Annotated in this window: 16 protein-coding genes and 1 pseudogene; 8 read left to right on the top strand and 9 right to left on the bottom strand. The window is 75.3% G+C overall.

Going from position 1 to position 19,913, the window contains the following annotated elements; all coding sequences use genetic code 11:
• Window positions 1-202 precede the first annotated feature (202 nt).
• Window positions 203-463, top strand: coding sequence for a hypothetical protein (locus ABZ312_RS30940; RefSeq protein WP_500323898.1), 261 nt, complete (start codon window positions 203-205; stop codon window positions 461-463).
• Window positions 464-504: 41 nt separating this feature from the next.
• On the opposite strand, the gene ABZ312_RS30945 is transcribed toward ABZ312_RS30940, so the two are convergent.
• From ABZ312_RS30945 to ABZ312_RS30955, 3 genes are read right to left on the bottom strand one after another with little or no spacing between them, the layout of a single operon-like run.
• On the bottom strand, window positions 505-2,040 hold the full coding sequence (locus ABZ312_RS30945) for an ATP-dependent DNA ligase (protein WP_500323899.1): 1,536 nt from the start codon (window positions 2,038-2,040) through the stop codon (window positions 505-507).
• Between the two features lie 47 nt (window positions 2,041-2,087).
• Entirely contained in the window at window positions 2,088-3,224 is a 1,137-nt protein-coding gene (locus tag ABZ312_RS30950) for a site-2 protease family protein (protein WP_500323900.1), read from the bottom strand.
• Between the two features lie 17 nt (window positions 3,225-3,241).
• Window positions 3,242-4,186: an AraC family transcriptional regulator gene (locus ABZ312_RS30955; protein WP_500323901.1), complete on the bottom strand. Its 945-nt coding sequence runs from the start codon at window positions 4,184-4,186 to the stop codon at window positions 3,242-3,244.
• Window positions 4,187-4,548: 362 nt separating this feature from the next.
• On the opposite strand from ABZ312_RS30955, the gene ABZ312_RS30960 reads away from it, so the two are divergent.
• Together ABZ312_RS30960 and ABZ312_RS30965 are read left to right on the top strand one after the other, a co-directional pair.
• Window positions 4,549-5,301, top strand: a complete 753-nt coding sequence (locus tag ABZ312_RS30960; RefSeq protein WP_500439213.1) for a Rossmann-fold NAD(P)-binding domain-containing protein — start codon at window positions 4,549-4,551, stop codon at window positions 5,299-5,301.
• 13 nt (window positions 5,302-5,314) lie between these two features.
• Window positions 5,315-5,965 carry a DUF4360 domain-containing protein gene (locus tag ABZ312_RS30965; protein WP_500323903.1) on the top strand — a complete coding sequence of 217 codons (651 nt, stop codon included), beginning with the start codon at window positions 5,315-5,317 and terminating at the stop codon, window positions 5,963-5,965.
• 69 nt (window positions 5,966-6,034) lie between these two features.
• Here the strand turns inward: ABZ312_RS30965 and ABZ312_RS30970 are convergent, their stop codons facing one another.
• Window positions 6,035-6,919 (bottom strand): alpha/beta fold hydrolase, encoded by an 885-nt coding sequence (locus tag ABZ312_RS30970; RefSeq protein WP_500323904.1) that lies wholly within the window; start codon window positions 6,917-6,919, stop codon window positions 6,035-6,037.
• A gap of 68 nt (window positions 6,920-6,987) precedes the next feature.
• Here ABZ312_RS30970 and ABZ312_RS30975 point away from each other — a divergent pair, with 68 nt between their 5' ends.
• The 5 genes and pseudogenes from ABZ312_RS30975 to ABZ312_RS30995 all read left to right on the top strand — a co-directional run bounded on the left by ABZ312_RS30975 (window position 6,988) and on the right by ABZ312_RS30995 (window position 11,926).
• Window positions 6,988-7,623: a GNAT family N-acetyltransferase gene (locus ABZ312_RS30975; RefSeq protein ID WP_500439214.1), complete on the top strand. Its 636-nt coding sequence runs from the start codon at window positions 6,988-6,990 to the stop codon at window positions 7,621-7,623.
• Window positions 7,624-7,662: 39 nt separating this feature from the next.
• Window positions 7,663-8,064 (top strand): hypothetical protein, encoded by a 402-nt coding sequence (locus ABZ312_RS30980; protein ID WP_500323906.1) that lies wholly within the window; start codon window positions 7,663-7,665, stop codon window positions 8,062-8,064.
• Between the two features lie 130 nt (window positions 8,065-8,194).
• Window positions 8,195-10,013 (top strand): annotated as a pseudogene (locus tag ABZ312_RS30985) (DUF2264 domain-containing protein).
• 7 nt (window positions 10,014-10,020) lie between these two features.
• Entirely contained in the window at window positions 10,021-10,449 is a 429-nt protein-coding gene (locus ABZ312_RS30990) for a PPOX class F420-dependent oxidoreductase (RefSeq protein WP_500323908.1), read from the top strand.
• A 310-nt stretch (window positions 10,450-10,759) separates the two neighbouring features.
• A complete protein-coding gene (locus ABZ312_RS30995; RefSeq protein ID WP_500323909.1) occupies window positions 10,760-11,926 on the top strand; it encodes an MBL fold metallo-hydrolase in 1,167 nt (388 codons plus the stop codon).
• An 80-nt stretch (window positions 11,927-12,006) separates the two neighbouring features.
• Here ABZ312_RS30995 and ABZ312_RS31000 read toward each other — a convergent pair whose 3' ends face one another.
• The 5 genes from ABZ312_RS31000 to ABZ312_RS31020 form a co-directional block, all read right to left on the bottom strand.
• Window positions 12,007-13,173, bottom strand: a complete 1,167-nt coding sequence (locus tag ABZ312_RS31000) for an MFS transporter (RefSeq protein ID WP_500439215.1) — start codon at window positions 13,171-13,173, stop codon at window positions 12,007-12,009.
• Window positions 13,170-16,130, bottom strand: a complete 2,961-nt coding sequence (locus ABZ312_RS31005; protein WP_500439216.1) for a glycoside hydrolase family 2 TIM barrel-domain containing protein — start codon at window positions 16,128-16,130, stop codon at window positions 13,170-13,172. The genes ABZ312_RS31000 and ABZ312_RS31005 overlap by 4 nt, the downstream gene beginning before the upstream one ends.
• Window positions 16,131-16,443: 313 nt before the next feature.
• Window positions 16,444-16,998, bottom strand: a complete 555-nt coding sequence (locus tag ABZ312_RS31010) for a P-loop nucleotide/nucleoside kinase family protein (RefSeq protein WP_500323912.1) — start codon at window positions 16,996-16,998, stop codon at window positions 16,444-16,446.
• Between the two features lie 89 nt (window positions 16,999-17,087).
• Window positions 17,088-18,965, bottom strand: coding sequence for a tetratricopeptide repeat protein (locus ABZ312_RS31015; protein ID WP_500439217.1), 1,878 nt, complete (start codon window positions 18,963-18,965; stop codon window positions 17,088-17,090).
• 165 nt (window positions 18,966-19,130) lie between these two features.
• Entirely contained in the window at window positions 19,131-19,853 is a 723-nt protein-coding gene (locus ABZ312_RS31020; protein ID WP_500323914.1) for a transporter substrate-binding domain-containing protein, read from the bottom strand.
• Window positions 19,854-19,913 lie beyond the last annotated feature (60 nt).

Raw genomic sequence — 19,913 nt, forward strand, 5'->3', positions numbered from 1 at the left:
CTCCGGGACCGCAAGCCCTGCCTAGCATGAGGTGATCACGCACCGTACGACCCCGGGGGCGGCCCGCAATACCGTCGTCCGGCCCCGGGCCGCGGCTCTCGCGTCCGGGCGTACTCGCCCGGATCCTGGGCGCGGACTGGTCACAGGCCCGCATGGGTCCGGCCCGACCGGGGCCGCGGGCACACGAGATCCTGGAGAACACGTGCAGTTCGAGCTGACCGGACGGACCGGCTTCGGCAGCGGCGGCGACCTCGGCACCACCGCCCGGGCGACCCCCGACGGCACCCGGGGGGACCTGCCGGAGCCCGACCGTGAGCCGGGCCACGCCGAGGGGGCCCTCGCAGCGTCCGCCCCGGACGGCGAGCGGACCGCGCTGCCCCGGCTGAGCCGCGCCCAGCGGGAGACGGTGGACGCCGTTCTCGACGAACTGGTGGAGAGGCTCGCCCTGGTGGCCCACCGGTGATCCCGGCCCGCCGCGGTCACCCCGACCGCGCCGGGCCACGCTCAGGGCCGCAGGGCCAGCACCGTCTCGACGGTGTCCGCCTCGGCGGCCGTCTTGTCCTCGCGGTAGCGCAGGACGCGGGCGAAGCGCAGCGTGACGCCCGCGGGGTAGCGGGTGGAGCGCTGCAGGCCGTCGAAGGCGATCTCCACGACGAGTTCCGGGCGGACCCGGACCACCCACCCGTCGTCGCTCACGGCCAGTTCCCGCAGGCGCCCGGTCTGCCAGGCGAGCATGGCGTCGGTCAGGCCCTTGAAGGTCTTGCCCAGCATCGCGAAGGTGCCGTCGGGGCGGCGGGCGCCCAGGTGGAGGTTGGACAGCTTGCCGGTGCGGCGGCCGTGGCCCCACTCGGCCGCGAGGACCACCAGGTCGAGGGTGTGCACCGGCTTGACCTTGAGCCAGGCCGCCCCGCGCCGCCCGGCGCTGTACGGGGCGTCGAGCGCCTTGGCGACGATCCCCTCGTGGCCCCGTTCCAGCACCTGCTCCGCGAAGTCGCGGGCCGCCTGCCGGGTGGCCGGGTCGGCCGGGTCGGCGGCCACCAGCCGGCGCACCCTGCGCGGTGCGGGGGCGACCCGGGCCAGTTCCTCGTGGCGCTCGGCGGTGGACAGCTCCAGCAGGTCGCGGCCGTCGACCGACAGCAGGTCGAAGAAGACCGGGGCCACCGGCAGCGACTCCTGGGCGGCCGCGACGTCCAGCCGCGAGCCCACCCGAGAGGAGGTCTCCTGGAAGGCGCGGGGGCGGCCGTCCTCGCCGAAGGAGATCACCTCGCCGTCGAGCACGGCCTCCTCCACGGCCAACTCCCGCGCGGCGGCGACGACTTCCGGCAGCCGGCCGGTGATCTCGTCCAGCGTGCGGGTGTACACGCGCACGTCCTCGCCCATGCGGTGCACCTGGACGCGGATGCCGTCCAGCTTCTCCTCCAGCGCGCACGGGCCCAGCCGGTCCAGGGCCTCGTCCACGTCCTTCGCGGTCTGCGCGAGCATCGGCTGCACCGGCCGCCCCACCTCCAGCCGGAACGCCGCGAGCGCCTCCGGCCCCCCGGCCAGCAGCGCCCGCGCGACGGCGCCCAGGGAACCGCCCAGCATCACCGCGCGCCTCACGTCCTGCGGGGGCGCCTCCGCCGCCACGGCGAGTGCCTCGACCGCGAGCGCGTCGAGCGCCCCCTGCCGCAGCTCCCCGCCGATCAGCCCCAGCAGGAACGCCTGCTCCTCCTCCGTGGCCGCACCCATGAGCTCCGCCACCAGTCGTTTGCGTTCGGCCGCCGCCCCCTTGCCGGTGACCGCGGCGATCCGATCGAGCGTCCCGTGGACCTCGTGCACCGTCAGCCGGGGCACCGGTGCGGGCTCCTGCCGCTCCCGCAGGGTGCTCCAGCCCACCCCGGTGCGCCGCTGGGGCAGTCGCCCCGCCAGGTACGTGATCACCACGGGCGCCTCGTCGGGCTCCGCGGTACGCAGCAGCCGGGCCAGCGCCGCCACCTTCTCCGACCGGGCGGACGTGGCCGCCACCTCCCGGGACGTCCGGGCGAGCTCCGCGAGCAGCATGGCTCCATCCTGGACCGCCCGCGCCGGGCGCGCAGCCGTCGGGCGGGTCAGACGGGGGGCCGTCCGCCCGTCATGCGGCGGTGCTCGACGAGCCGGGTGACGTCGGTGCCGGTGACGATGCCGATGGGGCGGCCGCCGTCGACGACGACGACCCGGACGCCGCCGGCGCCGGGCTGGAGGCGGTCGAGCGCGTCGTTGACGAGTTCCTCCGGCGTGCCGGTGGTGGTCCTGGACAGCGGGACGGCGACGTCGCGGACCCGCACGTCGGCGCGGCGGTCCGCGGGGACCGACGTGAGCCGGCGCAGCTGCACCACCCCGCTGAGGCGGCCGTCGAAGTCGACCAGGGGCAGGGTGGAATGGCGGGCGGCCACCGCGACCTCGTCGATGAAGCGGTCCACCGGCAGCCAGTCGGGGCCGGTCACGACGGGGGCCGACATGGCGTCCGCGAGCCGTACGCCGCGCAACGCGGCGCTGATGACCGCGCGCTGGCGCTCGGCGCCTGCGGTGAGGGCCATGAAGAGCCCGACCAGGGCGAGCCACAGGCCGCCGGCCATGCCGCGGGCGAAGGCGAGCCACCCGGCCACCACGAAGAGGAAGCCGAGTACCTGCCCACCGCGCCCGGCCACCCGGTCGGCGCGGTCACGGTCCCCCGTCCGCCACCACAGCAGCGCCTGCAGCACCCGGCCGCCGTCCAGGGGCGCGGCGGGCAGCAGGTTGAAGACGCCGAGCAGCAGGTTCGCCCAGCCCAGCCAGATCAGCAGCGCCCCCGGCACCGAGCGGTGGGCCGCCGCGTCGACGCCGATGCCCGCGCCGAGCGCGGCGCCGCCGATGACCAGGCTCGCCAGCGGGCCGCTGACCGCCACCAGGAAGGCCGCGCCCGCGGAGCCGGGCCGCCCCATGCGCGTCATGCCGCCCATGGCCCACAAAGTGACGTCCTCGACCGACAGGTGCTCGCGCCGGGCCGTCGCCGCGTGGGCGACCTCGTGCGCGAGCAGGCTCGCCATCAGCAGGACCGCGCCCACGGCCGCCGCGACGGTGTAGGCGGTCGCCGACAGGCCCGGGACCCAGGCGGGCAGCGTTTCGCGGCCGAGCCCGTAGGCGAGCAGCACGACGAGGACGGGGACGCTCCAGTGCATCCGGAGCGGAACCCCGAAGACGCGTCCCACAACGACCGAACCGTTCATGACTCCTCTCTCCAGTGTCACTCCGCCCGGGCCGCGCCGACGCGGTGCTCCTGGGGGCTCACCCCCCGCACCCGCTTGAAGGCGGCGCTCAGCGCGAAGGGGCTGCCGTAGCCGACCCGGCGGGCGACCGCCCCGAGCGTGGCGTCCGGTTCGAGCAGCAGATCGGCGGCGAGCGCCAGCCGCCAGCCGGTCAGGTACGCCATGGGCGGCTCGCCCACCAGTTCGCCGAAGCGCCGGGCCAGTGCGGCCCGCGACACGCCCGCCTCGGCGGCCAGCCCCGCCACCGTCCACGGGTGGGCCGGGTTGTTCTGCAGCAGCCGCAGCGCCCGGCCCACCACGGGGTCGGCGAAGGCCCGGTACCACGCGGGGGCCGCCTCGCCGCGCCGGGCGAACCACGCCCGCAGCACGGAGATCAGCAGCAGGTCGAGCAACCGGTCCAGCACCGCCTCCTGCCCCGGATCGTCCTTGACGATCTCCTCGGCCAGCAGCGGCGGCAGCGGGCTCTCCCACTCGCGCGCCGGCAGCACCAGGAGCGGGGGCAGCGCGTCCAGCAACCGGCGGCCGACCGCGCCGTCCACCTCGTAGGTGCCGACCAGCATGACGTCGGAGCCGTCGGCCCGGTTGCCCCAGGTCCGCACCCCCAGCGCCATCGCGTCGGCCAGGTCGTGGCCGTCCGCTGTGCGGCACACCGCACCGGGGAGGATCCAGGCGTGCGGCGGGGTCGAGGGGAGGTCGGCGACCGCGTACGGCACGGGGCCGCGCGCCACGGCCACGTCCCCGGGCCGCAGCCGCACCGGCGCGCCCTCCTCGGGCACGACCCAGGCGCCGCCGCGCGCAACCGTCATCACGCACAGCGGCGCCCGGTCCTCGATCCGCACCGACCACGGCGGTTCCATGACCATGCGCAGCAGGAAGGCACCCCGCGCACGGGGTCCGTCGAGCAGGCCCGAGAGTGCGTCCATGTCCCCCAGCGTAGACATCCGCGTATGGGAACGGGCCGTTCACCCATGGTCCGTCTCAGCCGGCGCGGCTTGACTGAGGCCATGACACCGACATCCGCACGGCACCGGACCGGGACCGCACTCGTCCTCGGCGGTACCGGCAAGACCGGCCGCCGCGTCGCGACGGCCCTCGCGGCGCACGGCTTCGCGGTGCGCACCGCCTCCCGCGGCGGCGTGCCGCGCTTCGACCGGGCGGACCGCGAGACCTGGGAGCCCGCGCTCGACGGCGCGGACGCGGCCTACCTCGCCTACCACCCCGACATGGCGACCCCGCGGCCGCGGCCACCCTGGGCGACTTCGCCGCCCTCGCCGCCGCGCGCGGGGTGCGCAAGGCCGTCCTGCTCTCCGCCCGCGGCGAGGACCTGGCGCTGCCGGCCGAGCGCGCGGTACGGGACGGCGGCGCCGACTGCAAGGTGCTCCGGGCCAGTCGGTTCTGCCAGAACTTCACCGAGGGCGTGCTCCGCGACGGCGTCCTCGACGGCGGGATCGTCTTCCCGGCCGGCACGGTCGGCGAACCCTTCGTCGACACCCGGGACATCGCGGACGTCGCCGTGGCCGCCCTGACCGGGGACGGCCACGCGGGCCGCACGTACGAGCTGACCGGACCGCGCCTGCTGACGTTCGGCGAGGCGGCGGCCGAAATCGGCGCGGCGACGGGCCGGGACGTCCGCTACACCGCGGTCCCGCCCCGGGAGCACGGGGCGCTGCTCGAGCGGTCCGGCCTGCCGGGCGAGGTCGCCGGCTTCCTCACCGGGCTCTTCGGCGACCTGTTCGACGGCCGCAACGCCCATGTCACCGACGACGTACGGCGGGTGCCGGGGCGGGCGCGGGCCGCGCGACTTCGGCGGCTTCGCGCGCGAGGCGGCCGCGGCGGGGGAATGGCGGGAAGCCGACCCTCGTCACGCCGGGTGACTGTCCGGATCTCATGCGTCACTTCCGCGCCAGGGGTGACGGCGGTCGGCCATTCCTGTGGGGAACCTGTGGGGATCCTGTACGTGAACGGTGACGCATGGTGTCGTGTACGCGGCACCGGAACGGGGTGCACGACCCGGTGTCGCGACCCCTCAACGACCTGAAGGGAATCCCCCCATGACGTTACGTGCGTTGGCCATGAGCGGCGTGGCGGCCGCCTCGCTGCTCGGCCCGCAGGCCTGGGAGCCGGGCGGCGCCACCCTGCCGCCGCCGGACCGGATCGTCATCGACGTCGCCACCGTCAACGGTTCCGGCTGTCCGGCCGGCACCGCCGCCGTGGCCGTCTCGCCGGACAACGAGGCCTTCACCGTCACGTACAGTGCCTACGTCGCCCAGGTGGGCGTCGGCTCCAAGCCGACCGACTTCCGCAAGAACTGCCAGCTCAACCTGAACGTGCACGTGCCGCAGGGCTTCACCTACGCGATCGCCGCGGCCGACTACCGCGGCTTCGCGCACCTGGAGCGCGGCGCCTCCGGCGTGGAGAAGGCCAGCTACTACTTCCAGGGCTCGCCCGAGACCAACGCCATCAGCCACACCTTCCGCGGCGCGCTGGACGACAACTGGCAGACCACGGACAGCGTCGACGTCGCCGCGCTGGTCTGGGCGCCCTGCGGCGAACTGCGTAACTTCAACATCAACACCGAACTGCGGGTCAGTGCCGGCAGTTCGGACCCGTCGCGGACCACGAGCTTCATGACGATGGACTCCACGGACGGAAGCATCAGGACCACGTACCACCTGGCGTGGAAGGAGTGCCCCGGCGCGTAGCCCGCGGCGCCCCGCGGGTCGGGCCCCGGGCGGGAAAGGGGCCCGGCCCGCGTCACCCGGCAGCCCCGCTCACGGGGCGGTGATCGCGTCGGCGACCCGTTCGGGCTCGTCGACCTGCACGTAGTGCCCGGCGCGCATCAGCAGGCGCAGTTCGCTGTGGGGGAAGATCACGGAGAACTGCCGGGCGACGCGGGTGTTGAGCCACCGGTCCCGGGTGCCGAAGACCACCCGGACCGGTGGCTGGAACTCCCGCATCTCCGGGATGCGCCGCCGGCGGCTCAGCACCGCGTGCAGCAGCTCGTCGTTGAGCCCCCAGAACGCCGGGCGTGCGGCGGGGTACTGCGCGTAGAGCCGCTCGACGTACGTCCCGCGCAGCTCCGGGTCGCGGATGAAGGCACCCACCTGCCAGGCGTAGAGCCTGCGGTCCAGGCCGGGCCGGCGCCTGGCGACGGCGCGGGCCGCCGAGCGCAGCAACGGGGTGGAGTACAGGGCGATCGCCGGAGGGCGGCGCAGCGCGGGGGTCCAGTGGTAGTAGGTGTTGAGCAGCACCAGCCGGGCCACGCGGTCGGGGTGCTCCAGCGCCCAGTCGATCGCCGGCGGTCCCGAGGCGTCGTGCGCCACCAGCACCAGGCGCCGGGCGGTGCGGCCCGCCGCGAGGGCGTCGGCCACCGCGGCGAGGTCGTCCACCTGCTGGGCGACGGTGTAGGCGTGGCCGGACGGCTTGTCGGAGCGTCCCCACCCGAGGAAGTCGAACCGCACCACCGGCAGCCTGCCCTCCAGGTGGGGCAGGAGGCGGTCGTACAGCCGGCTGCTGTCGGGGAAGCCGTGCATGAGGACCGCGGGCGCGCCGGGGCCCGGGGTGATCTCGGCGTGCAGCCGGTAGGGGCCGTGCGACACGGCCAGCGCCTCGGCGGCCGGGGCCATGGCGACCTCCCTCGGCCTGTGGGCCCCCATGTGGTTCAGCCTAACGCGGTACGTCACAGGGGTTGTGGGAGCGCTCCCATGGCCGTCATCATGCCCGCATGACCCCACGCGCCGTGATCCGCCCGTACCGCCCGGAGGACCGGGCCGCCGTCTACGACATCTGCGTGCGCACCGGCCACGAGGGCGGCGACGCGCAGCACCTCTACACCGACCACGACCTGCTGCCGGACAACTTCGCCGGGCCCTACGCCCACCTCGAGCCCGAACTCGCCTTCGTCGTCGACGACGGCGCGCGCGCCGTCGGCTACATCGTCGGCACCGCGGACACCGCCGCTTTCGTGCGGCGCTTCCGCGCCGAGTGGCTGCCCCGGCTCGAACACCGCCACCCCAAGCCGTCCGGGCCGCCCTTCACCCCGGACGAGGAGATGGCGGACCTGCTCCACCGCCCGGAGCGCATGATCGTGCCGGAACTCGCCGGGTACCCCGCGCACCTGCACATCGACCTGCTGCCCGAGTACCAGCGGCGCGGTTACGGGCGGGAACTGATGGGGCGTCTCCTGGCCGCGCTGGCCGCCCGGGGCGTCGGCGCCGTCCACCTCGGCATGGTGACCGCCAACACCGCGGCCCGCGCCTTCTACGACCGGATGGGCTTCCGTGAGCTCCCGGTCCCGGACCCCGGCCCCCTGACGTACCTGGGACGCGGGACGTCTGCGCCGGCGACGGCCGGGGGCTGAGAGGATCGCGGTGTGCCGCCGGTGGGAGAGGAGCGTCGCATGGAGGTGCCCGGCCCCGAGGCCGACTGGGAGCCCGCGCCGCAGTACCAGGGCGGCAAGCGCAACCCCGCCCTCCAGATCGGGCTGTGGGACTGGGTCGCCTGTGACTTCCGATGTCTCGCGAGGCTGGATCCGCCCCTGGAGGCGTTCGCCGCGCGGCTGAGGCTGTCCGTCGAACGCAGTTGGCAGGACCTCGGCGACGTGGGGGTCGCCGTCTTCCGCATCGGCAGGACGGAGTACGCGCTGCACGAGTTCGACGGGGGCTCGTACGGCACATACGCCTGGGTCCACCATTCCGTGGACGACCACGAGGAGGCACTGGACGTCCTGTTGCGTGCCCTCGGCGTGGGGCGTGCCGTGATCCGTCCGGGCACGCTCTCCACGGACCCGGAGGGGCCCTGACGGCCCCGGCTGAGGCCGACGCGCTCTGGAAAGCGTTTGCGGCGCGGCGGTAGAGTCGCCCGCCGGCCGGGCGACGCCGGGAGGCCCGGCGTCCGGCGCAGAAGCCGTTCCCCGACCCCGGAAAGGCCGTATGCGAACCGTGACCCGGAAAGCGCCGGCGCACCCCTTCCAACTGCCCCCCGAGGACCGGGAGCTGAGCCCGTACACGGGGTGGACCCGCGCCCACTGGGAGGCGGTCGCCGACGGGCTGCTCGCCGCCGTCGCCCCGCACGCCACCCCCGGCGGGGCGCTCTACCACCTCCCCGGTGACCGCAACAGCGCCTCTGGCGCCCGCTCGGACGGCCTGGAGGGGTACGCGCGGACGTTCCTGCTCGCCGCGATCCGCGTGGCGGTACGCCGACGGCCTGGCCGCCGGCACCGCGCGGCCCGGCGGGGACGGGCCGGAGGACTGGCCCGTCGTGGCCGACCGCACACAGCCGCTGGTCGAGGCCGCGTCCATCGCCATCGGGCTCCGGCTGACCCGCCGCTGGCTGTGGGACCGGCTCGACGGGCCCGTGCGCGAACGCGCCACCGCCTGGCTCGCCCGGGCGGCCGCCGCGCAGGCGTGGCCCAACAACTGGGAGATGTTCCCGGCCACCGTCGGCGGTTTCCTCGGCGACCGGGACGCCGTGGCGCGCGGACTGCGGCGGATTGAGCGCTGGTACGTCGGCGACGGCTGGTACACCGACGGCGACCTGCCCGCCTTTGACCACTACAACGGGTGGGCGCTGCACCTCTACCCCGTGCTGGAGGCCTGGTTCTCAGGCGACGCCGACCTGCTGGACCGCTACGGCGAGCGGCTGCGGATCCATCTCGCCGATCAGTCCCGCCTGTTCGGCGCCGACGGCTCGCCCCTCCACCAGGGCCGCTCGCTGACCTACCGCGTCGCCGCGGCCGCGCCGCTGTGGCTCGGCGCCCTCACCGGACACACCCCGCTCGCCCCCGGCACCACACGGCGGCTGGCCTCCGGCGCCCTGCGCCACTTCCTGGACCGCGGCGCGGCGGGCCCCGACGGACTGCTGTCCCTGGGCTGGCACGGTCCCTACGCGGGTGTCCTGCAGGACTACTCCGGGCCCGGCTCCCCGTACTGGGCGAGCAAGGGCTTCCTCGGCCTGCTGCTGCCGCCCGGACACGCGGTGTGGACGGCGCCCGAGGAGCCCGCCCCCGTCGAACGCGGCGACGCCCTGACCACGCTGCCCGCGCCCAACTGGCTGATCCAGTCGACGACCGCCGACGGCCTCGTACGTCTGCACAACCACGGCAGCGAGGACACCCGTTACGCCGCCCACTACACGCGGTTCGCCTACTCCACGGCCACCGCTCCGCTGACCGGGGACACGCCCCCCGACAACCACTTCGGCCTCCTGGACGGCGACGGCGGTGTCACCGCGCGCACCGGGCTCACCCCGCTCGGCGCGGGCGAGGGATGGGCCGCCTCGCGCTCCCGCGCCGGTGACCGGGTCCGCGTCGTGAGCCTCGTGATGGCCAGGGGTGCCGCCGAGATCCGCGCCCACCTGGTCAGCGGGGCGCCGCCCGGCTCGAAGGTACGACAGACCGGCTGGCCCGCGGGCGAGGGCCTGACCTCGGAACTGCTGCCCCAGCACGGCCTGCGGGCCGCCCCCGGCCTGCCGCCCGCCCCGACCGCGTGCACCGGACGCGCGGTCACCCCCGTCCTCACCGGCGAGACCACCGAAGGCGGCGGCAGCCGCGGCGACCTCTTCCTCTGCGCGGCCCGGCTCACCGGCGCCGCCGACGCGGAGCCGCTGTCCGCCCTCGTCCGGTCGGAGGTCGCCGTGTCGCCGTCAGGGGTCCACGAGGTGACCGTCACCTGGGCCGACGGAGCCACGCACCGGGCGCGGCTGACCACGGCGGACGCGGTCGTGGAATCCTCGCCCCCGGACGCTCGTTGAGGCTGCCATGAGCGACAAAGACCTCCTCCGCCTGCTCGCCGACACCAAGGGGGGCGTGCTCGTCACCATCAAGCGTGACGGCCGCCCCCAGATGTCCAACGTCATCCACCACTACGACCCGGACACGGGGGTGCTGCGGGTCTCCCTCACCGACGACCGCGCCAAGACCCGCAACCTGCGCCGTGACCCCCGCGCGAGCTACCACGTCACCACGGACGACCGCTGGGCCTGGACGGTCGCGGAGGGCACCGCAGAACTCACCCCCGTCGCGGCGGACCGGGACGACGCGACGGTCGAGGAGCTCGTCGACCTCTACCGAGCCCTGCAGGGCGAGCACCCGGACTGGGACGACTACCGCCGCGCCATGGTCGCCGACAAGCGCCTCGTGCTGAAGCTCCACGTCGAGCGCGCGTACGGCCAGCCGCGCGGCGCGTAGCCGCCCCTCCGGTGCGCCCCCGCCGCCCGCTCCCCGTGGGGGCGGGCGGCATGCGGCCCGCGACGGTGGCAGCATCGACACTGCGCGAGACTGCGCGACATTGCGGGGACGGTCTCCCGCACCGGGGAACCGCCTGGTCACAGTCGTCCCGCCGGTCGTGGGCGGGAGCCGGTGGGCCGCCGGCGGCCGATCCCACAAAGGGGCGCGGAACCGGAATGACCGGTGTAGGAGTTGTCGCTGTACATACTGGTTCTGCCGGGGCCCGGACGGCTCACGGCACGTTCGTGACCGCCGACCAACGGGAGGTGCCGTGTCCGGCTCCAGTCCGAAGCGTTCCCTGCTCTCCAGCCTCATCCCCGCCTTCGGAGACAACCCCTACGGGGAGAGGATGGAGCGCATCCGGCGGTCGCCGAACTTCGCCGACGGGGTGTTCACCAACCCCCTGGGCGCACGTACGGCGCCCTCCGGATCGATGCTGCGGTTCGCCCGGACGTACTTCCGCAAGGAGGAGCGGGTTCGCAGGGCCCCCGCCGGGGACATCCCGCTGCACGCCACGACCCTCGCCGACCTGGCCGCACCGCCCGCCTCGGGCCTGCGCCTCACCTGGATGGGCCACTCCACCGTGCTCGCCGAGATCGACGGGCGCCGCGTCCTGTTCGACCCCGTCTGGGGCGAGCGGTGCTCCCCCTTCTCCTTCGTCGGCCCCAAGCGCCTCCACCGGCCGCCGGTACCGCTGGAGGAGCTGGGCGAGGCCGACGCGATCGTCATCTCGCACGACCACTACGACCACCTCGACATGCCCACGATCAAGGCGCTCGCCGGGACCGGCACCCGCTTCGTCGTGCCGCTGGGCGTCGGCGCCCACCTGGAACGCTGGGGCGTCCCCGCGGACCGCATGACCGAGCTGGACTGGCACGAGTCGACGCAGGTCGCCGGGCTCACCCTCACGGCGACCCCGGCGCGGCACTTCTGCGGCCGGGCGATCCGCAACACCCAGCACACCCTGTGGGCGTCCTGGGTCGTCGCCGGGCCCGAGCACCGCGTCTTCCACAGCGGCGACACGGGATACTTCCCCGGTTTCACGGAGATCGGCGAGGCCTACGGGCCGTTCGACGCCACCATGGTGCAGATCGGCGCGTACAGCGACTTCTGGCCTGACATCCACATGACCCCCGAGGAGGGCGTCCGCGCCCACCAGGACCTGCGCGGCCGGCTCATGCTCCCCATCCACTGGGGCACGTTCAACCTGGCCCCGCACCCGTGGGAGGAGCCCGCCGAGGGCACTGTTGCCGCGGCGCGCGCCGTGGGGGCCCGGGTCGCCGTGCCGCGCCCCGGGGAGCCCTTCGAGCCCGCGGCCGGGGTACCGCTCGACCCCTGGTGGCGGGCGATCGCGCACGGGGCCGCCGCCCGCACCTGGCCCGCGCTCACCGACGACCCGCGGCCGGCCGCCCCGCAGCCGGACAGCGCCCCGGCGTGAGCGGGTCGTGAGCCGGTCGTGAGCGAGGAGGGGGCGGGGCGCCTGCCGTACCCGTCCCCTCCCGCACGGGCGGTCAGCCGTCAGCCGTCGCCCGCCGCCCGCGTGAGCCAGGCCGTTGCCGCCAGGCTCGCCGCCGACAGCAGGAGCAGCAGCAGGGGGACAGCGCCGATGCCGGAGGCCTCGATGCCCTTGCCAAGCGCCGGCGGAGCGGCCACACCGCCGATCATCGACGCGGCGATGACCCACGCCCCCGCGCGCCGCGCCCCGGGCACGGCCCGGGCCAGCCACGGCAGCCCCGTCGGGAAGACCGGGGCGATGAACAGGCCGACGCCCGCGTAGGCGTACGGCGCGAGCGTGGGCACGGCCGCCAGGGCCAGACAGCCCGTCATCCCGGCGCAGCACACCAGCAGGATCTGCGGCGCCGGGTAGCGCAGGGCCAGCGGGACGACGAGGAACCGGCCCGCGGTCATCATCAGCCAGTACACCGCCGTCGCGGACGCGGCGTACGCCACCGGGTGGCCGAGCGACTGCAGATGGGTCGGCTCCCAGCCGCCGACCCCCGCCTCCACCCCCACATGGAGGACGTACAGCACCACGAAGCCCAGCAGCACCGGCGTGACCAGCCGCCCCCGCGCCCCAGGCCGGGCGGCGGGCGCGGGCCCGGGAGGCTGTGTCCGCACCCCGCGCGTGCACAGCGCGAGGGCGCCCGCGAGGACGGCGCATCCGGCGAACACGGACGCATAGCGGTCCGGACCCAGCGCGCCGAGCAGGGCGGGCCCGGCGACCGCGCCGATCCCGAAGTGGGCGTTGAGGACGTTGAGCATCGCCGCGCCGCGGTCCCCGAAACCCACCGCGAACAGCTGGTTGAGGCCGTAGTCGATGCCGCCGAAGCCGAGCCCCGTCAGCAGCGCCGCGCCCAGCGCGAACGGCCAGTCCGGCGCGAGCGCGAAGGCCCCGCTGCCCGCCGCCATCAGCGTGTACGCCACCGTCAGCAGCCTGCGGTCGCCGATCCGGCCGCGCACCGCGTCGAAGACGAGCACCCCCGCGACGCCGCCGACGAAGTGCGCGCTCAGCCCCAGTCCGGCCATGGACGGGGACAGCCCGTGCTCCTGCCGCAGGGCGGGCAGCGCGGGACCGTACAGCGCCTGGAGGGCGCCGATGAGCACGAACCCGGCGCAGGACGCCACCACCGCGGGCCGGCTGAAGGGCCGCGCCGCGGGCGTGGTCTCCCGCAGGACGGCGGTCACCGGCCGTCCGCGAGGGTGGTGAAGGTGAAGCCGAACGAGGCCTCGGCGGCCGCCAGCCGGTAGCGGGGCAGCACTCCGGGCCCGCAGGACTGGCTGCCGATGCCGTGCAGGGCGTGGTCGAGGTTGACCCACAGGATGTTCCCCGGCACCAGGTCGCAGGTGTGCGCGGCGGCGTCCAGTTCCTCGCCCGTCCAGCGACGGGCGGTGAACCAGAAGGGCGGGCCGCCCTCGATCGCCACTCCCGTCCCGTCCTCCCGGCGCAGCCGCACCCGGCGCACGTCGGCGCGCGCCCCGTTCTCCTGCGGACGGACGTACGGGGTCTGCAGCGCGTCGACCGTCGCCGTGTGGAGCCCGATCCGGGACGCGGCCCGCGTGTCGGGGTAGGCCTCGCCGGGGCCGCCTCCGTACCACTCGGCCCGGGTCAGCGTGCCGCACAGCCCGAGGCGGACGCCGAGCCGGGGCAGCGGCAGTGTCCACCGCCCCTCGGGGGCCACGTCCACCGTCAGGTGCAACCGGTCGCCGTCGGCGGTCCACCGGTAGACCGTGCGCAGCCCGAAGGAGGCGGCGGCGGGGGCGACCCGCGTGGTGACGGTGAGCGCGTCGTCCTCGGCCTCGACGCCGTCCACCCGGTGCCGCATCCGGTGCAGTCCGGCCTCTCGCCACAGCAGGCCGAAGCGCGGGTCGGACTGCCAGGGGGCGCCGAGGTCGTTGTCCGTCGGGGCCCGCCACACGTCCAGCCGGGGGCCGGCGAGGGCGAAGCCGTCGAGCAGCCGCAGTTCGCCGCCGGCCGCGTCGAAGGTGCCCGGGCCCAGCAGCACCACACCGCCCTCGGCGTGCCGGGGGCGGTGCGGGCGCCCGGGTTCGGGGGCCGTCCGCCGGCCGCCCGGGCGTTCCGCGGCGGGCCACTGGCCCCACGCCACCTCGTGACCGGCCGCCGCCCACGGGGTGTCCCGCGCCAGGACCGCCCGCACCAGCCAGAACGCCTCCCCGGACGTTTCCGCCGCCGCAGGCTCCGGCAGCTTCAGCTCCGTCGTGCCGCCTGCGGCCAGCGGCGGCACCTCCAGGTCACCCTCGGCGACGGCCACCCCGTCGGCCTCGTACGACCAGGTGAAGCGCAGGTGCGAAAGATCCGCGACGTCATGGCGGTTGGTGATGCGGACCGTGCCCCCGAGCGGGTCGCCCTCGATCCGCACCGGCTCGATCACCTTCTTGTACTCGACCAGGCCGGGCGAGGGCGTCCGGTCCGGGAAGAGCAGCCCGTCGCAGACGAAGTTGCCGTCGTGCAGCTCCTCGCCGAAGTCGCCGCCGTAGGCGAACCAGCGCCTCCCGTCGGGGGTGCGGCGTGCGATGCCGTGGTCGATCCACTCCCAGACGAAACCGCCCTGCAGCCGCTCGTGGGTCTCGAACAGCCGCTGGTACTCGCCCAGTCCGCCCGGTCCGTTGCCCATGGCGTGCGCGTACTCGCACAGCAGGAAGGGCATCGCGCGCCGTCTGGCGTCGAGCGCGGGATCGTCCAGCGGCGCCTCCTCACGCCTGCCGATCCGCTCGACCTCGGCGTGCCCGGCGTACATGCGGGAGTACAGGTCCGTGTCGGCACAGGTCGGATCGCCCTCGTAGTGGAGGGGCCGGTCCGGGTCCCGGTCGCGGATCCACCGCGCCATGGAGGTCAGGCCGCGGCCGGTGCCGCACTCGTTGCCCAGCGACCAGACGAGCACGCTGGGGTGGTTCTTGTCGCGCTCGACCATGCGGGCGGCACGGTCCAGCAGCGCCGGGGTCCAGCGGTCGTCGTCGACGGGGTTGCCCTCCCAGCCGGTCACGGCGAAGCCGTGGGTCTCCAGGTCGCACTCGTCGACGACCCACAGGCCCAGTTCGTCGCACAGGTCGAGGAAGGCGGGGTGCGGCGGGTAGTGGCTGGTGCGCACGGCGTTGATGTTGTGACGCTTCATCAGCAGCAGGTCCTCGCGCATGGTGGCGATCTCCAGCGCGCGGCCGTGCTCGGGGTGGAACTCGTGGCGGTTGACCCCGCGGAACAGGATCCGGCGGCCGTTGACCTTCAGCACCCCGTCCTCGACCGCGACCGTACGGAAGCCGACGCGGAACGGGACGCGCTCGCCCGGGCCGGTGAGGACGGCCTCGTACAGCCGCGGGACCTCGGCGCTCCACGGCTCGGCGGGCACGGTGACCGGCTCGCCCGCCGCGACGTCGACGCCCAGCTCCGGCACGGTGACCCGGCCGCCGGACGGCGCGTCCACGCGCAGGGTGCCCTCGCCGGTGGCGTGGTCCCAGGCGGCGTGCACGAAGAAGTCGGCGACACAGCCGGCGGGCCGGTGCAGCAGCGTGACGTCCCGGAAGACGCCGGGCAGCCACCACATGTCCTGGTCCTCCAGGTAACTGGCCGAGGACCACTGGTGGACGCGGACCGCGAGCACGTTCCCCTTCGGCCGCAGCAGGTGCCCGACGGGGTACTCGGCGGGCAGCCTGCTCCCCTTGAAGACCCCCACCTCACGGCCGTTGAGCCAGATCCGGGCACAGGACTCGATGCCCTCGAAGCGCAGCACGGCCTCGCCGCCGGCGGGCCAGTCGTCCGGCAGCGCGAAGGTGTGCCGGTGGTCGCCGGTCGGGTTCTCGGTGGGGACCCGGGGCGGGTCGACGGGGAAGGGGTAGCGGACGTTGGTGTAGGCGGGCGCGCCGTGGCCGCCCAGCACCCAGTGGCCGGGGATGGCGAGGATGTCCCAGCGCGAGGCGTCGAAGTCCGGCCGGGCGAAGGAGGTGTCCTCGGCCCCGGCGGTCGGCGAGAGCCGGAACCACCACATGCCGCCCAGGTTCAGCCGGGCCGCGTCGGAGGCGGGCACCCAGGCCCGGGGCGGCAGGGCGCCGTGGCCGGGGGAGAAGTCCTCGTAGTAGGGGAGTTCCGGCCGCGCGGCCGGGGAGCCGGACGGGTGCGCGGGCATGGTCATACGACTCCTCGGTCGGCCCTCGATGCCGGTCTGCCGTTCGCTGCGGTGTGCCGCCGGTGCGCGCGGGTGCGGTCGGCGCGGCGCTCCCCGGAGGTAGGTGGCGGAAGGGCGCGCGGTGGGGACGGCGACCCGCCGCCCGCGGTTGTCGCGCGGGCGTTGCCGGGCCCGCGCGGCCCGGCGCGGGCGGCCGCGCGGAGGGCACGCGACGTCCGCTCCACCCCCGGGTCCCCCTCCCGTGCCGCCGCCGACGGGAACACACGCTAGGCGCCGGGCGGGAGCCGGACAAGCGCTTCACGCACACCCCCGCCGGACGTCACGGCGCCGGGGACGGGCCGCCCGCGATCCGGCGGGCCAGCGCCGCGACGTCCACCGGGCGCGAGGTGTCCACCCGGTGCACGCTGCCCAGGCCCAGCGGCTCGGCCATCTCGGTCCAGAACCGCCACTCCTCCTCCGGGAAGCGCGCGCCCTCGGTGTGCACCGGGTGCCGCGCGGGCGCCCGCTCCCGGAACCTGCGGCGCGCGGTGTCGGGCGGCACGGCGCACCACACCTCGTGCACCTCGGACGCGCCCGCCCGCGTCAGGCCCGCGGCCACCACGGGACGCATGTGCGCCAGCCACGGGCTCTCCAGCACCGCCCCGACCGGTGCGTCGGCCAGCAGCGTCCACAACGTCTCGCCCGCCGCGGCCCCGAGGCAGCGGCTCCACTCCCGCCCGCCGCCCTGCGCCGGGCGCAGTGCGGCCAGCGCGTCGGCCAGGGTCTCCTTCACGGAGTCCTTGCTGAACAGCGGGAGCTCCAGTTCGCGGGCGAGCATCCGGGCGAGGGTCGTCTTCCCCGCTCCGGGCAGTCCGTTGACCAACACAGCTAACATGCCGCGACCTTAACGACGCCGCGGGCGGCGGTGGAGTACGCCGCCCCGCCGCCCGCGCGCCACGGGGTGCCTCGTGGGCGGGCGGTGCCTCACGAGTGGGCGCCGGCCGGATCCTCCGTGACGTCGATGCCCGTGAACCGGGCCCAGTTGCGTCCGATCTCGCTCCAGCCCGCCACCGGTCCGCCGCCCAGACGGCCCGTGAACAGCGGGCGCAGGTCCGTGTCGCGTTCTGCCCAGGCCGCCGAGAACTGGCTGCGGGTGACCCGGAGACTGGTGTTGAGCTGGACGACGGCCGCCCGCGCACAGTCCTCGCGCCATTCGTCGTCCGTCCAGGCTGCGGAGCCGACGGGGGGCCGCGCCGCCAGTGCCAGGCTGAGGAAGCAGGCGGCGTTGTAGTTGACGAGGTATCCGGCGGCGGCCCGGTTCGAACCGCGGTGCCTGGGCGCGGAACCGGCGATGCCCGCCCGGCGGTGGGCGTCCCCACCCGTGTGGTCCGCGCCCGTGGGGTGGTCGGCGTAGAGCAGACGGCGCAGCCCCCAGTCGGGCCCGCCCCACAGCCGGCCCCACCGCGCCCAGCCCCCGGTGACCTCCCTCGCCACGTCGCGGAACGCCGTCCGCAGCTCCCGCGGACCGGGGGAGACGTTCTCGCGCAGCACCTCGGCGGCGCTGGCGATCCGCACCGCCGCGCGGAAGGAGCGGCGGCGGGTGCGCAGGGCGGGACGGGGCCGCTCCATGGCCCACCACTGCCGCCAGTAGCGGCGTTCGCCGAGGTTGCGGCGGCCGGGGAGCCAGGTGCGGGCGTACCGGCGCAGGATGGCGCGCCGCGACAGCCGCCCGAGCAGCAGCCGCAGGTGCTCCCGTGAACGGGGTTCGCGGCGCCTCGCCCGCTCGTCCCTGTGCGCCGGGTGGCGGCTCTCCTCGGCGCGGGCGATGGAGAGCCGGTAGGCCGTCTCCATGTGCTCGGGCCACAGCTGGACGCAGTACTTGTAGATCTCCACGGCCTGCCGGATGTAGTCACCGGGCTCGGCGACACCGGGGAACTGGCTCATCAGCTCCAGGACGCCCGCCTGGTGCAGCCGGACGGTGAGGTTCCCCGGCACCAGCGCCGCGGCCTCCTCGAAGCGCTCCAGGGCCCGCTCGTGCCCGGCCCGTTCCCCGGCCACGTCCCGGCGCTTGTTCGCGGCCAGCGCGTCCTCCTGCGCCTTGGTGCCCATGCGGTAGCAGCGGTACGCGTCGGGGTCGTCGCCCCAGCTCTCCCAGCGGGGGATGCGGTCCTGCGAGCGCGGGTCGGCGAGGATCTTGACGGTGCAGTAGCAGGCGACGCGTTCGTACAGCTCCCGGTCGGCCTCGCGCCTGCCGCCGTCCGCCGCGCCGGGCTCCGGCGCGCGGCCCTGCATGATGGCCGCGGCCACCACCGTGTTCTTCGGCACGTACAGGATCCGCACCGAGAAGCGGGTCGGCTGATCGCCCGTCGTCAGGCAGTGCAGCATCACGTGGTACGCCCGCGGACGGAAGAACGCGAGCCGCTTGATCACGTCCACCCAGCCGTGCGGGGAGGAGGCGGTCTCCGGCGCCGGATCGGGCCCGATGGTCGTGCCGCTGCCGGGGGTCAGGACGTTCGGGCCGAGCGCGTCGGCGGCCATGTGCTCCGTGATGTACGCGGCCAGTTCGGCCGTGGCCGCGGACTCGTGGCCGTGGTCGGGGCCGCCCGGGCCGGCGCCGTTGCCGCGGTGGCCGTTGCCGTGGCCGCCGAGCAGTCCGCGGTCCTCGCACACCACCACGGGCAGCAGCCGGTTGCCGCGGTGGCGGCGCAGCAGCCCCGACCCCAGCCGTACCAGGCCGATGAACACGGCGACCGCGAAGATGCCGAGCACCCACACGGCGGTGCCCCCGGACTGCTCCCAGAACCCCTGGGGCCACGGGCCGCCGTCCCCGGCGGCCGCGGGCGCGGCGAAGACCGTCCCCATGGCACATCCCCCCGTCACATCCCCCTTGTGTGCTCTTGTGGTGATCCCCGCAACCGGAGATCACCAAGCCCGTGCGGGGATGGCGAATCGTCACACCGTCAACTCCCGTGCGTGCGGGGGGTGTCGTGCGACGCATGGGGGCGGATCGCACCGAGGGGGGATCGGTCAGGCGGGCGGGGCGACCAGCGTGCCGGACTGCCCGGCCCGGCGCAGGGCCCGGGCGACGAACCCGTCCGCCTTCAGCTCCTCGACGACCTCGCGGAGGAAGGCGACCGACTCCGGCAGCCGGTCCACCGTCGTGCCGACGGCCTGCCGGATCTGCATGAACGCGCCCTCGACGAGGCGGAGGTCGGGGTGCTGCGCGACGTATCCGGCCATCGGCTGCCCGATCCCGGCCGCGACCTCCAGGCCCTCGGCGCGGAAGACGTCCACGCCTTCGTCGCCGCGGACGACGGTGGCGTGGCGCAGCGTGCGCGACAGGAAGAGGTCGTAGGCGGAACCGCGCTTCACGCCGATCCGGACACCCGCGCGGTCCACCTCGTCCACCGCGCCGACCTGCGAGTCGCGGGGCACGGCGAACACCCCCTCGATCACCACGTACGGCGCGGTGAAGGCGACCTCCGCCTCCCGGGCGGGCTCGACCGCGAGGAAGCAGATGTCGGCCCGGCCCGACGCCATGGCCTCGAACGACTTGCGTGCCGCGTCGAAGCAGACCGGTTCCACCGGCACGTCCAGCCGGGCGCCCACCTCGCGCGCGATGTCGACGGTGACTCCGCCGGGGGACTGCGCGGTGCCGTGCGCCAGCACCGGGTTGCCCAGGTTGATCGACGCCCGCAGGACGCCCGTCGGCGCCAGGTCCCTCACGACGGCGGCAGTCACGGTGCTCATGGTGCGGAGTGTAGGCCCGCCCTCGCCGGCGGTCCGGCACGGCCCTCGCCGACGTCCGCC

The organism is Streptomyces sp. NPDC006207, assembly GCF_040613835.1.
Lineage (GTDB): Bacteria > Actinomycetota > Actinomycetes > Streptomycetales > Streptomycetaceae > Actinacidiphila.